Origin of the sequence: Weissella fangxianensis, assembly GCF_024718545.1 — a bacterium.
GTDB lineage: Bacteria > Bacillota > Bacilli > Lactobacillales > Lactobacillaceae > Weissella > Weissella fangxianensis.
This window is the reverse complement of record NZ_JAMXDB010000017.1, coordinates 23,301-34,621: the sequence shown is the minus strand read 5'-3', so window position 1 is coordinate 34,621 and position 11,321 is coordinate 23,301. Positions and strand designations below refer to the sequence as shown.

At 38.0% G+C, this 11,321-nt stretch carries 16 protein-coding genes; 11 read left to right on the top strand and 5 right to left on the bottom strand.

Going from position 1 to position 11,321, the window contains the following annotated elements; translation table 11 throughout:
* The first annotated feature begins 4 nt into the window (after positions 1-4).
* A complete protein-coding gene (locus NGR58_RS06040) occupies positions 5-97 on the top strand; it encodes an IS3 family transposase (RefSeq protein WP_407077141.1) in 93 nt (30 codons plus the stop codon).
* On the opposite strand, the gene NGR58_RS06035 is transcribed toward NGR58_RS06040, so the two are convergent.
* Positions 94-219 (bottom strand): hypothetical protein, encoded by a 126-nt coding sequence (locus NGR58_RS06035; RefSeq protein WP_258088708.1) that lies wholly within the window; start codon positions 217-219, stop codon positions 94-96. The genes NGR58_RS06040 and NGR58_RS06035 overlap by 4 nt on opposite strands.
* 171 nt (positions 220-390) lie before the next feature.
* Between NGR58_RS06035 and NGR58_RS06030 the strand changes: the two genes are divergently transcribed.
* Positions 391-969, top strand: a complete 579-nt coding sequence (locus tag NGR58_RS06030) for a TetR/AcrR family transcriptional regulator (RefSeq protein WP_258088707.1) — start codon at positions 391-393, stop codon at positions 967-969.
* Between the two features lie 143 nt (positions 970-1,112).
* On the opposite strand, the gene NGR58_RS06025 is transcribed toward NGR58_RS06030, so the two are convergent.
* Both NGR58_RS06025 and NGR58_RS06020 read right to left on the bottom strand, forming a co-directional pair.
* Complete coding sequence (locus NGR58_RS06025; RefSeq protein ID WP_282556365.1) at positions 1,113-2,135, bottom strand: branched-chain amino acid aminotransferase; 1,023 nt, start codon at positions 2,133-2,135, stop codon at positions 1,113-1,115.
* Positions 2,136-2,634: 499 nt separating this feature from the next.
* Positions 2,635-2,841 carry an LOG family protein gene (locus NGR58_RS06020; RefSeq protein WP_258088706.1) on the bottom strand — a complete coding sequence of 69 codons (207 nt, stop codon included), beginning with the start codon at positions 2,839-2,841 and terminating at the stop codon, positions 2,635-2,637.
* On the opposite strand from NGR58_RS06020, the gene NGR58_RS06015 reads away from it, so the two are divergent.
* Genes NGR58_RS06015 through NGR58_RS06005 form a run of 3 tightly spaced genes read left to right on the top strand, consistent with a single transcriptional unit; the run spans position 2,840 to position 4,581 of the window.
* Positions 2,840-3,346, top strand: coding sequence for an SDR family oxidoreductase (locus NGR58_RS06015; RefSeq protein WP_258088705.1), 507 nt, complete (start codon positions 2,840-2,842; stop codon positions 3,344-3,346). The two genes, NGR58_RS06020 and NGR58_RS06015, sit on opposite strands and share 2 nt — an antisense overlap.
* Before the next feature lie 17 nt (positions 3,347-3,363).
* Positions 3,364-3,690, top strand: a complete 327-nt coding sequence (locus NGR58_RS06010; RefSeq protein WP_258088704.1) for a hypothetical protein — start codon at positions 3,364-3,366, stop codon at positions 3,688-3,690.
* A gap of 33 nt (positions 3,691-3,723) precedes the next feature.
* The gene (locus NGR58_RS06005) at positions 3,724-4,581 is read left to right on the top strand and encodes an NAD(P)H-binding protein (protein ID WP_258088703.1); all 858 of its coding nucleotides are present in this window, start codon (positions 3,724-3,726) and stop codon (positions 4,579-4,581) included.
* Positions 4,582-4,691: 110 nt separating this feature from the next.
* Here the strand turns inward: NGR58_RS06005 and NGR58_RS06000 are convergent, their stop codons facing one another.
* Entirely contained in the window at positions 4,692-5,189 is a 498-nt protein-coding gene (locus NGR58_RS06000; protein WP_258088702.1) for a GNAT family N-acetyltransferase, read from the bottom strand.
* 193 nt (positions 5,190-5,382) lie between these two features.
* Here NGR58_RS06000 and NGR58_RS05995 point away from each other — a divergent pair, with 193 nt between their 5' ends.
* The 4 genes from NGR58_RS05995 to NGR58_RS05980 all read left to right on the top strand — a co-directional run bounded on the left by NGR58_RS05995 (position 5,383) and on the right by NGR58_RS05980 (position 8,255).
* Positions 5,383-6,195 (top strand): HAD family hydrolase, encoded by an 813-nt coding sequence (locus tag NGR58_RS05995; protein ID WP_258088701.1) that lies wholly within the window; start codon positions 5,383-5,385, stop codon positions 6,193-6,195.
* 22 nt (positions 6,196-6,217) lie between these two features.
* On the top strand, positions 6,218-7,177 hold the full coding sequence (locus NGR58_RS05990; RefSeq protein ID WP_258088700.1) for a LacI family DNA-binding transcriptional regulator: 960 nt from the start codon (positions 6,218-6,220) through the stop codon (positions 7,175-7,177).
* Between the two features lie 69 nt (positions 7,178-7,246).
* The gene (locus NGR58_RS05985) at positions 7,247-7,735 is read left to right on the top strand and encodes a YbaK/EbsC family protein (RefSeq protein WP_258088699.1); all 489 of its coding nucleotides are present in this window, start codon (positions 7,247-7,249) and stop codon (positions 7,733-7,735) included.
* 37 nt (positions 7,736-7,772) lie between these two features.
* Entirely contained in the window at positions 7,773-8,255 is a 483-nt protein-coding gene (locus NGR58_RS05980) for a GNAT family N-acetyltransferase (protein ID WP_258088698.1), read from the top strand.
* A gap of 267 nt (positions 8,256-8,522) precedes the next feature.
* Here NGR58_RS05980 and NGR58_RS05975 read toward each other — a convergent pair whose 3' ends face one another.
* On the bottom strand, positions 8,523-9,494 hold the full coding sequence (locus NGR58_RS05975) for an AEC family transporter (RefSeq protein WP_258088697.1): 972 nt from the start codon (positions 9,492-9,494) through the stop codon (positions 8,523-8,525).
* 358 nt (positions 9,495-9,852) lie between these two features.
* Here NGR58_RS05975 and cbpA point away from each other — a divergent pair, with 358 nt between their 5' ends.
* Complete coding sequence (gene cbpA / locus NGR58_RS05970; protein ID WP_258088696.1) at positions 9,853-10,497, top strand: cyclic di-AMP binding protein CbpA; 645 nt, start codon at positions 9,853-9,855, stop codon at positions 10,495-10,497.
* Positions 10,498-10,557: 60 nt separating this feature from the next.
* On the top strand, positions 10,558-11,274 hold the full coding sequence (locus NGR58_RS05965) for a TatD family hydrolase (protein WP_258088695.1): 717 nt from the start codon (positions 10,558-10,560) through the stop codon (positions 11,272-11,274).
* Positions 11,275-11,321 lie beyond the last annotated feature (47 nt).

The following is an 11,321-nucleotide window of genomic DNA, read 5'->3' as shown; positions in this document are numbered from 1 at the left end:
TTATATCTATTACTACAATAATAAACGGATTAAAACAAAACTGGCCGGAAAAACTCCGGTTCAATACCGAAATCTTTCCGACCAGCTAGTTGCTTAAACTTCTCTCCAATTTTTGGGGTTCAGTTCAACTTCACCTTTTTTAACTGAAAAAGATACATCAAAAATACCACGTTTATGACCGTAATCTTTGGTCACGTGATCAATATCAATAACTGCCATCTGTTTCCTCCTAACTTATTAATGTACAAATGATAATTTATTTACATATGTTCAACAACAAATTATAATATATTTAGCAATCAATACAACGTACATTTTCTCATAAAATGAAAGATAATTAACAAATCATTAACTTATGTTCAACAAAATTAATTATAAGGAGACATCATTATGGATCAGAACTTAGATTTACGGGTTCAAAAAACGTATTCAGCACTGACGACGGCCTTTTTTGAATTATTAGAAGAAGAAAGTCTTGAAAAAATAACGGTTAATGCGTTATGTCACCGTGCCTTGGTACGGCGTCCAACATTTTATAAGCACTTTGCCGATAAATATGCCTTTGTAAAATATGTTATTTATAAAACCCAACAAGATCTTTTGCAAGAAATTGATACCAGTACTGATATTGAGAATCCTTTTGATTTTCTGTTGACTTGTTTTGAAAAAATACTTGATACAATGGAACGATACCAAAAGGCATTAGTACATTTACAACTAGACATTGAGAATAATTTTTCTTTTGAAATGATTGATGCCCATGTACAACCAGAAATCGAAAAAAGGATTATGGCCTTTGGTGAACAAGACGCGGTCTTATCTCACGATATTGATTTTACCTGCCAAGTTATTTTAGGTATGTTCCGCCAAATTGGTCTTTGGTGGTTTAAACAAAAAGATGAGATAACAAAAAAAGAGGCCCGTAATAAGATGGCGCAAGTATTACATTTGTTATTTCCCACAACATAAGCTGTACTGATTGTTTTTAGTGTATCAATATTTAATAGTAAATTAAATCAAAAAGGAGGTAAGAAGAATCAACTGATTTTTCTTACCTCTTCTTTATTTAAACATTACAGTCGGCTTTAACCTGTTTTTAGTCACGCTCTGAATTAATCCACAGTTTGGGTCCAGTTATATGGATCTGGGCGGTCACCGTATTGAATGCCAACCAATTCATTGTAAAGCTTGGTTGTGACAGGACCAGCTTCTGTTTCACTGTAAAAGACGTGTTTCTTGTCACCAGCAGTTAATGAACCAACGGGTGAAATAACTGCTGCAGTTCCCATGGCACCAGCCTCAGCGAATTGATCGATTTCAGCAAAAGGCACTTGGCGTTCAACTGGATTCAATCCTTGATCTTTTGCTACTTGTAGCAAAGAACGCTTCGTGATAGAAGGCAAAATTGATTCTGACTTAGGTGTAACGAATTGTCCCTCCTTTGTAATACCAAAGAAGTTGGCACCACCGAATTCATCAACATACTTATGTTCACGAGGATCAAGGAATAGGCAGTCAGCATAACCTGCTTCATGCGCCTGAGCTGAAGAAAATAGACTGCTTGCATAATTACCTGATGTCTTGGCTTGACCAGTACCAGCATATGAGGCACGGTCATAATCACTGACAGTGTAGGCAGCAGGGTTTAGGCCGTTAACGTAAGCACCAACTGGTGTCGCATAAATATGGAAAGTATATTCAGTAGCTGGCGTTACCCCAACAACACTGCTTGTTCCAACCATAAATGGACGTAGGTAAAGGGTACCTCCTGTACCGTATGGTGGCACGAATTCTTCGTTAGCCTTAACAACTTGTTTAACAGCGTCGACAAAGGCATCGACTGGATAGGGTGCCATCAACATACGCTCAGCAGAGTTTACCATACGTTCAGCATTTAATTCCGGACGGAAAAGGTTGATTTTGCCATCTTTACGGCGGTAAGCCTTCAATCCTTCGAATACTTCTTGACCATAGTGGAGAACTTCAGCAGCCACAGATAGTTCCATTGTTGAACGAGTTGTTAATTCACCTGGTTGCCACTCACCATCCTTGAACTTTGCTTCAAAGTCATAAGGTAGGTCATGGTATTCGAATCCTAGGTTGTTCCAATCCAAGTTCTCAACTTTTTCTTTCATGATATATTCTCCTCGTGATAATAAATTAATTTAAAATGTGCTACGTTTACTGTGAAACTAAGACAACCCATCAAAAGGGGTGATTGTCTGAGCTAAATGACTAATGTCGGATTCTATAAGACATCACCTCCTAAATTTTAAAATTATTATGAAAAAAGCCCTTAACTTTACCGATTATTTGGTAAAAGTTAAGGGCGCGTTAGCACGGTACCACCTTAATTGCTTAAAAGCATCTTACGTATAGTAAAAATATAATACGCTTACACAATAATGGGTGTCCCCAATGCTGTTTAATAATCAATTGATGTTCACAGCACAGCTAAGAGATGATCATTATCAATTTTTGTGTATCGTTTTACACCAACCAACGACTCTCTGTACACAGTGAAAGATAAAATTCTCCTTACAGCTTTTTAATCATAATTTAATTTAATAAGAGATTAACGCGTGAAGGGATGCTTTGTCAACTATTATTGAAAAATAAATTTTATTTTGTTTGTTACTGAACATAAGTTCTGATTTTAGGTGGTTGATACGTCGCTATAAATTCAAAAATTTCATCAAGTGTGCCAGGACCACCAGGGAGGGCGATACAAGCATCGGCTAGTGATAACATGGTTGCCTTACGTGTGGCCATGTCGTCCACAATTTTGAGATCCGTTAATCGAGTAAATGAAGCACTACGATCAACGAGTTGTTTGGGCATGACGCCATGGACTTTACCGCCTGCGTCTAAGACTTCGTTAGCTAATAAGCTCATTGCTGATACTAGTTTAGACGAATGGCAACAAGTCATGGATATTAATCTAACTGGTACTTTCATAGGTGTTCGTGAGGCCCTGAAGACAATGAATAAAGGTAGTATTGTTAACGTTTCTTCTGTACTAGGAATCATTACACCGATGCCTGGTGTAGGCAGTTATGCAGCTTCTAAAGCAGGGACCCGTTTATTGACCAAAGCTGCTGCTGTTGAGGCAGTGAAAACAGGTAAACAAATTCGGGTAAACTCTGTCCATCCTGGATTGGTCAGCACAGATATTGTATCTAATGATCTTAAAAAGGCTTTACAAGCTTCGGACGATGTTATTCCAGCAATTGGAAAAAATGAAGATGTTGCCAAGGCAGTCACCTATCTTGCTTCAGAAGAATCATCCTATACCACAGGTGCTGAAATTGTATTAGATGGCGGTACATTAGCAGGGAGACAGTAAAAAAGGAGATACAAACTATGACAGATTTATGGACGTCAGTAAAAATTGGTGACAGTGTTTTAGATAATCGTCTGGTTATGGCTCCTATGACCAGAAGCCGCGCTTTGGAAAGTGGTGTGCCTGGCCCATTGATGGTTAATCGTGCCAATCGACCATTGGAAAAGTTGACCATTGATTTAGATAATCACGTTGCTGATTTGGTTTCAGTTGGTCATTATGCGTTGGCAAATCCAGATTTGGTAGCAAGGTTAAAGAATAAAATACCGCTGAATAAGCCTAATCCTGATATAATATATGTGAATAATGGTGCGGTTGGTTATACAGATTATCCAACTGCCGATTAATGAAAGATATGAAACTAGAAAGGACATATGCGCATGACTATCTTAGTAACTGGTGCAACTGGGAATTATGGTTCAGCTGCTTTAGAAGAATTAAAGACTTTAGTACCACAAGATGAAATTTTTGCTTTAGCGAGAAATGAAGAAAAAGCTGCTACGCTACGAGAAAAAGGATTTCAAGTTAGAATCGCCTCTTATGATGATCCGAAGTCATTGGAGAAAGCCTTTGCTGGTATTGACAGGTTATTGTTCGTTTCGGGTAGCGAAGTTGGTTCACGTAAGCCACAGCATCAACATGTTGTTGACGCAGCCCAAAAAACAGGTGTATCGTACATTGCCTATACGAGCTTTAATAAAGCCGATACCTCAACTAGTCCATTAGCTGAAGAGCATGCTTATACTGAACAAGCAATTATTGATTCAGGTATTGCGCATACCTTCTTACGAAATAACTGGTATCTTGAAAATGAATTACCAGCTATCCAGGCAGCTTTAAAAGCTGGCAAGCTTGTACATGCTGGTGGTGATGGTAAGGCCGGTTGGACATTACGTAGTGAATTTGCAAAATTAGGAGCACATGCCGTATCTGGCAAATTTGATTTTCCAAGTGTATTAGAAGTTGGGAATCCATTAATGACTTATAAGCAATTGGCGGCAGCTGTTGAATCTGTGACAGGAACAAAATTAGAAGTGATCGATGCAGACGTTGCAACATCTTCACAATTTTTGCAGGACAATGCAGGTATGCCACAAGAAGTAACAGATATGCTTGCTGGTACACAAGCAATTGTTAAAAGCGGCAGTTTAGCGGTAGAATCAGACGATATCGAAAAGTATCTTGGTCGCCCATTCCTTTCTGTCGAAGAATCACTAAAGCAGTTATTAACTAAGTAATAATTGTTTAATTAAATATGTTATTTATGATTAGTTTATAACGTAAAAATCCCCTGAAAGTTCATTTTCGGGGGATTTTTAATTGAATTTTTTAAAGGTTGATTATTTAGCTAGTCAAAATGCTTACCTAATATTGTTAAGTCAAGGTGATTACCATCGATTTCAGCGACTTGTGGCAACAACCCCCATTGTTCAAAGCCTTGTTTTTTGAACAAGGTCATACTAGGAATATTTTGTTTAAAGACATAAGCGACAATATTTTGTAGATGACGTTGCTTAAGTTGGGTTGCCAAAAATTGAATAGTTTGGGTACCGATGTGTTTGCCACGGGTAGCTTCGTCAATATAAATACTAACTTCAGCAGTATGCTGGTAAGCAGCACGACCATAGAAAGCTTCGAGGCTACACCAACCAACGATTTTGTCATTGTCAGTGATTACCCAGATAGGATATTTATCATGAGACGAGTCGGCAAACCACGCTTCACGATCTGATACTGAAATGGGTGCTAAATCGGCAGTCACGTTTTTAAGTTTGATGACTTGATTATAAATAGCCACAATTTTTGGTAAGTCATCTTTTTCAGCGAATTTAAAGTTTATCGACATTTTTGTGCCCTCCCCAAATGTTGGTCATACGATTTAGTATAAGCTTTTACTGAAAATAATGCAGTGCGTATGTCAGGTATTGTAACATGTATAATCGTTTAAATATTGCCATAATTTCATTTGTTTTTAACATTAAGATGATTTTATAGGTTAAAATAAGTGCAAGAATTATTTGAGGCAGGGGGAGAATCGAATGATTAAACAAATTTTTTTAGATATGGATGGTACGTTACTAGACGATAAAGGGGTCGTGACTAAAGATACGGTTGCAGCCATTAAAAATTCGCAAATACCAGTGACCTTGGTTTCAGCTCGGGCACCGCAGGAAATGACGTTTGCGATTCACGATTTGGGATTACAGGCACCACAAGTGGCGTTTAATGGTGGTTTAATTTATCAAATGGACGGCGGGAATATGCAGGTGTTGCAGGCATATCCCATGGAAGCAGCAACTAGTATTAAATTAATTCATTGGTTGGCTGAAATGTTTCCAATGGTTAGTCTGAGTTATTATACGCAGGATAGCTGGCTAGTCGATCACGCCTCAGCAGAAATTGATCGTGAGATATTATTTACAGGGGTGATTCCACGATATGCAGCTTTGTCAGAAGCTGCGGTGCAGGGTCAAAATGGTATTTTTAAAATTATGTTGATTGATCTAAGTGAAACAAAATTAGATATGATTCAGCAAGCAACTCTGAATTTAGATTTACCAGGTATTAACGTACAACAATCAGATGCTAGTCACTTAGAGATTACGAGTGATATTGCGGAAAAAGCATTCGGTGTTTCATACATTATTGCCCGTGAACAATTATCACAAGCAGAGACGGCGGCATTTGGTGATGGGCAAAATGATTTATCAATGTTTTACAAAGTTGGGACATCGATTGCCATGGGGAATGCGCCAATTTCGGTGCAGCAATCGGCAAATTACGTCACAAAAACTAACGTCGCAAATGGTGTTGCTTATGGTATTGAGAACTTTTTATTGCATCAGCCATAAAAAGTAGGGTAAAGGGAAGCGTATGGCTAATATTAAAGACATTGCAAGGTTGTCAGGGTATTCAGTGGCAACTGTATCGCGATATATTAACAAAAATGGTTATGTATCAACCAAGGCAGCACAAGCTATCCAACGGGTCGTTGACAATGTTGACTATGTACCAAACACTATTGCTCGTGATCTAAGCACTGGTCGCACAAAAATTATTGGTGTCGTTGTGCCCTTTTTAGAATATTCGTATTTTTCACAGTTATTTGCTAGTATTACAAAAGCAGCGTTTAATGCTGGTTACAGCGTACTGGCATTAAAAACCAATTATGATGCTGCATTAGAACGACAATATTTAGAACAACTTCATCAAAAAAGATACGACGGGTTAATATTTACGTCTCATACGGTGTCACTGGAAACGATGTTGTCATATCAAAAATATGGTCCTATTGTGTGTTGTCGTAATCTTGGTGATGCGCCATTGGCTGCGACTTATGCGGTGCGTAATAAAACATACGATGATGTTTTTGAATTGGCAAAAAGCGGAAAATTTCAAAATATTGCGCTAACTTTGAATCGTGATTATGATCATAGTCCGACGACCCAAGCAGCAGTTGATTGTTATGAACAAGTATTTCATCAAAAACCAAAGTCTGAATATATGGTCACCGGTGTTCTGGGTTATGAAGATGGTTATCAGGCAGCTGAGTATTTTTTGTCGTTACCGAAACCGCCGGATTTTGTTTTTGCTAATAGTGACAATATCGCGGCGGGAATTTTTCAATATTATCGTAATCAACAGCAACCGATGCCAACAATAGTTGGGCAAGAAAATGAGGTGGTCAGTCGGGTAATGAATATATCAACGATTGATCACCATTACGACGAAGTAGGCAAAAATGCAGTTGATTTGGTCATCAGTAAAAAAGTACAACATATTCCGGTGGCATCTGAGTTTATTCGCCGCACCGGGCAAGTGTTATCAATATGAAGGCTTTCATTTTATTAATTAATCTAGGTCGTCTAAACTGATGACTATTTATGTGTAGGGGGTAGTATTTTGGCTTTTGAAAAAGTTAATCAGTATTTTAAGCAAGTCGGCTTGGGAAATCGTGTGAAACAGTTTGATGAATCTAGTGCGACCGTTTTAGAGGCAGCACATGCTTTAAATTGTGAGCCAGCCCATATTGCCAAAACAATGTCATTTTTAGTTGATGATGAACCAGTTTTGATTGTGATGGCGGGGGATGCAAAAGTTGATAATCGTCAATTTAAGCAAGAGTTTCATAAACGCCCCAAGATGATTCACAGTGATGAAGTTGAGCATTATATCGGACACGCACCAGGTGGTGTTTGCCCATTTGTGACCAAAGATGGGGTCATAACCTTTTTAGATGAGTCATTAAAACGTTTTGACGTTGTCTATCCAGCTGCGGGGGATGATCATAGTGCGGTTGAATTATCAGTACCAGAGCTGGATGAGTATACTCAGGCTGAACGTTGGATCAACGTATGCAAAGGTTGGCAGGATGAAGTTGCTGAAGATTAGATGATCTTTGGCGGTATCGGGAATTGGAGGTTTTTATATGATAACGATTAGACCCATTCAAAAAAATGACGATCCATATTTAAAACAGTTGATTCAGAAATTGTTAAAATCCTATCAATTAGATATACCGGGTACTGCTTATTTCGATCCGGAGCTTGCGCATTTGAGTGATTTTTATCAGGCAAGTGAAGCACGCCAATATTACGTTGCGATCAATGATCAACAGGAGGTAGTTGGTGGTGCTGGGATAGCAACTTATGATTCACACAATAAAGTGGCTGAATTGCAAAAATTGTATGTGGCTGAAAAAGCGCAAGGCCATCATTTAAGCTACCAATTACTGGATAAAGCGATGCAATTTGCAAAGGAAGCTGGTTACCAGCAAGTCTATCTTGAAACACATCATAAACTTGAATCAGCGCTACATGTTTATCGAGCATATGGCTTCACCGAATTGACAGCACCGTTAAAAAAAGCAGAACATTCAGAAATGGATTATTTCTTTGTGATACCGGTTTGAGAAATAATTATTGCCAGTAAATAAATAGGAGGTTGGGACAAAACAACGTTCCCAACCTCCTTTGTGCTAAAAATGTATTAATTATAAGGCTATAAATTTTATAGCATAAACGCGTTCCAAAAGTCTGAAGCCTCAATGTAACGCAATTTACGACATTCTTGTCCTTCGCTTTGCTTCGGCCAAAAATGACGCAAATAACGTTACACACCAGCTTCAAAGCGACTTTTGTCTCGCTCCCTCTATTTATATTTCGTGTATTCGGAAACTTTAAACAACTAGCATAATCAGTACGACCGCAAATGGGAAGATGAAAATACTTTCGGTTAAAACACGGGTTGAAAATTCAACATCCATATTATTTTGATCAGCTAACATTGGTAATACCGTGAGCATAGGTGTGATTGATTGGATCAATAATGTTTTGGTGAACAAATCTGGTAAAGTGACCCAACCAAGCAATTGATTGATCCATAATACAATTGACATCATCAATGGGGCCATAATAAATTTTCCAAACTGAGCAATGAGGTCGATTTTTTCGACCTTCATGGCTGCCAGTTTTGTTTTTGCTAATTGTAAACCAAGGAAAATTAATGATAGTGGGGTAACCGTATTAGCAACGTAGTTAAACGATTGATATAAAAAGCCGTCTACTGGTAATTTTATATTAATGAAGAAACAGATAATTCCGATAACAAAGCCCCACATTGGCGGTGTAAAGAAATTTATAAACCGTCGCCAGAGACTCGTTGGATAGTTGGCGATTGCTTCTGGGTTGTCTTTGTAAATCAATTTCACACCGATTCCCCAAGTCGTGATCGTGTTGGCCACAAAATAAGCTAGAAAGTAGGGTAAACTTTTATTACCGAACAAAGCAATATTTAAAGGTAATCCAACGAACAAGGTGTTGGCGTTAACGAAAGCGTTGGTAAATAGGCTTTTGCGATCCTTTTGTAAATGTAATGCTCGTCCAATAGGAATAGCAATTAGAAAACAAGTGCCAATTGATATCATCGATAAAACAAAACCGATCAAAAGCGTATTAAAATTTTGCCTCGTGATATAGTTTTGGGCAGAAATAAATACCGAAATGGGTAGGGCAACATTCACAACGATCGTAGATACGTCATTAATGAAATTTGGGCTAACGATTCTTGATTTACCAATTAAGAAGCCGATAATAATAACAGTAATAATAATCAAGACACTATTTAGTGAGATGAAAAAGGTTGATAGCATATAGGTTTAGCTCCTTAATAATTATTTTTTACATCAATCAAGTTGATGATAAAGCGATAGTTAATAACCATAAAACTATCTTACACCTATTCATCATAAAATTAATATAGTTAAATGGGGGGGAGAAAATGAGTGTCGACTCCTTTTACGCTTAAAATGGCTTAATTATAAACTGGTAATTTTTATGAGCGGTATTTACGGTTTACAGTCTGTTTTAACAGTCATATGCGACGGTAACAAAGTCCCTAATTTTCTCATTTAATGTGAATTTTAGGTTACGATTACTAGAAAAGAGTGCAGTAGTAATGGTTTCGTGGTATTATAATTAGATTAGAAACTAAGGATAGGAGTTGTCTAAATGCTAACGACACTGGTGAAATCTCGAGACGTGTTAACAACGCTCAGTGAAAATGCAACACTTAAAGATGCATTAGATATCTTTGATCATTCCAACTTTCGAGCTATTCCTATTTTGGATGAAAGTGGACAATTGTTTCGAGGAGCCATTTATAAGCTACATATATACCATCATATAATTGAAGGTGGCGAGTTAGATGTGCCAGTGACAAGTTATATGCGGAATATGACGAAGTTTGTACGTGTTGAAGCAACTTTTTATGAAGCATTCTTTACACTAAAGGATTTACCGTTTGTTTCGGTATTGGATAAAGACAACCATTTTATGGGGATCTTAACACATAGTCGTATGATGCGATTATTAGCTGACTCTTGGGCAACTAATAAAGGGCGATATAGCTTGACGGTGGTATCTGATGGTGAGCGGGGAAGTTTAGAAAAAGCTGCCCATATCATTTCACGATATACGACTATTTCGTCGACGATGACGTTAGATCCAGATAAAAATCCGCGGACAACGCGACTCTTGTTTACACTTCCCGATACAGTTAGTGAAGGCTCGTTATCAAAAATTATCAAAATTTTATCTAGAAAAGGCTACCATTTGGAGTCGTTGGAAGATTTATCACAGTCATCATATATGTGATGGTTGTGCGATTGGGCTGGGACAAAAGAAATGTTCCAGCTTTTTTGTATGGAGGGAATTATGTTAATTGACATGCACAGTCATAGTGATGGGGATATCGATTTTGTCAAGGAACAGCAACAGGCTCAGGTTGCTTCTATTTTAAATGCAACGACAACTGAAGAATATCATTTTAATGCACAATATGCGGGACATCAGCAATTATTAAGTTATGGCGTTCATCCATGGGAATCAGAACGCCAGGCCATTGATGAGCAGCTATTATCACAGGTGGCAATTATTGGCGAAATTGGTTTAGATACGGAGTGGACTGATGTACCGTTATCAGTCCAAAGACCCGTTTTTTTGCAACAATTACATGTTGCGAATGACAGCCATCGACCAGTCATTTTACATACTAAAGGTTGCGAACATGAAATTTTGCGTATTATCAATGAATTACCTGATTTAACTGTACTTGTACATTGGTATTCGTCAGCCGAATTACAATCGGCGTACCTGGCGCGACCAAACAGTTATTTTTCGATTGGACCAGATGTCTTAACAGATGAGGTCGTCCAGACTTTTGCCCAGAAAATACCATTGTCGCAGATGTTTATTGAATCGGATGGCCTAGAAAGTTTTCGGTGGGTCCTAAAAAGAGAAGTAGCCACTAGTGAGTATGCCGGATTGTTAAAACAAGTCTATCAAAAGGTAGCTGATATCCGATCAATCTCTCTGTCACAGTTGGTAGCACAACTTGAAAGGAATTGGCAATATTTATTGGCTTATAATTAATGCATTTTTAGCACAAAGAGGTTGGGACCGTTGTTTGGTCCCAACCT

Bases quoted from the DNA above. Each gene is read 5' to 3' on its own strand.
- NGR58_RS06035 (WP_258088708.1), bottom strand. From the start codon at position 219: ATGGCAGTTATTGATATTGATCACGTGACCAAAGATTACGGTCATAAA.
- NGR58_RS06030 (WP_258088707.1), top strand. From the start codon at position 391: ATGGATCAGAACTTAGATTTACGGGTTCAAAAAACGTATTCAGCACTG.
- NGR58_RS06025 (WP_282556365.1), bottom strand. From the start codon at position 2,135: ATGAAAGAAAAAGTTGAGAACTTGGATTGGAACAACCTAGGATTCGAA.
- NGR58_RS06015 (WP_258088705.1), top strand. From the start codon at position 2,840: ATGACGCCATGGACTTTACCGCCTGCGTCTAAGACTTCGTTAGCTAAT.
- NGR58_RS06020 (WP_258088706.1), bottom strand. From the start codon at position 2,841: ATGCCCAAACAACTCGTTGATCGTAGTGCTTCATTTACTCGATTAACG.
- NGR58_RS06010 (WP_258088704.1), top strand. From the start codon at position 3,364: ATGACAGATTTATGGACGTCAGTAAAAATTGGTGACAGTGTTTTAGAT.
- NGR58_RS06005 (WP_258088703.1), top strand. From the start codon at position 3,724: ATGACTATCTTAGTAACTGGTGCAACTGGGAATTATGGTTCAGCTGCT.
- NGR58_RS06000 (WP_258088702.1), bottom strand. From the start codon at position 5,189: ATGTCGATAAACTTTAAATTCGCTGAAAAAGATGACTTACCAAAAATT.
- NGR58_RS05995 (WP_258088701.1), top strand. From the start codon at position 5,383: ATGATTAAACAAATTTTTTTAGATATGGATGGTACGTTACTAGACGAT.
- NGR58_RS05990 (WP_258088700.1), top strand. From the start codon at position 6,218: ATGGCTAATATTAAAGACATTGCAAGGTTGTCAGGGTATTCAGTGGCA.
- NGR58_RS05980 (WP_258088698.1), top strand. From the start codon at position 7,773: ATGATAACGATTAGACCCATTCAAAAAAATGACGATCCATATTTAAAA.
- NGR58_RS05975 (WP_258088697.1), bottom strand. From the start codon at position 9,494: ATGCTATCAACCTTTTTCATCTCACTAAATAGTGTCTTGATTATTATT.
- cbpA (WP_258088696.1), top strand. From the start codon at position 9,853: ATGCTAACGACACTGGTGAAATCTCGAGACGTGTTAACAACGCTCAGT.
- NGR58_RS05965 (WP_258088695.1), top strand. From the start codon at position 10,558: ATGTTAATTGACATGCACAGTCATAGTGATGGGGATATCGATTTTGTC.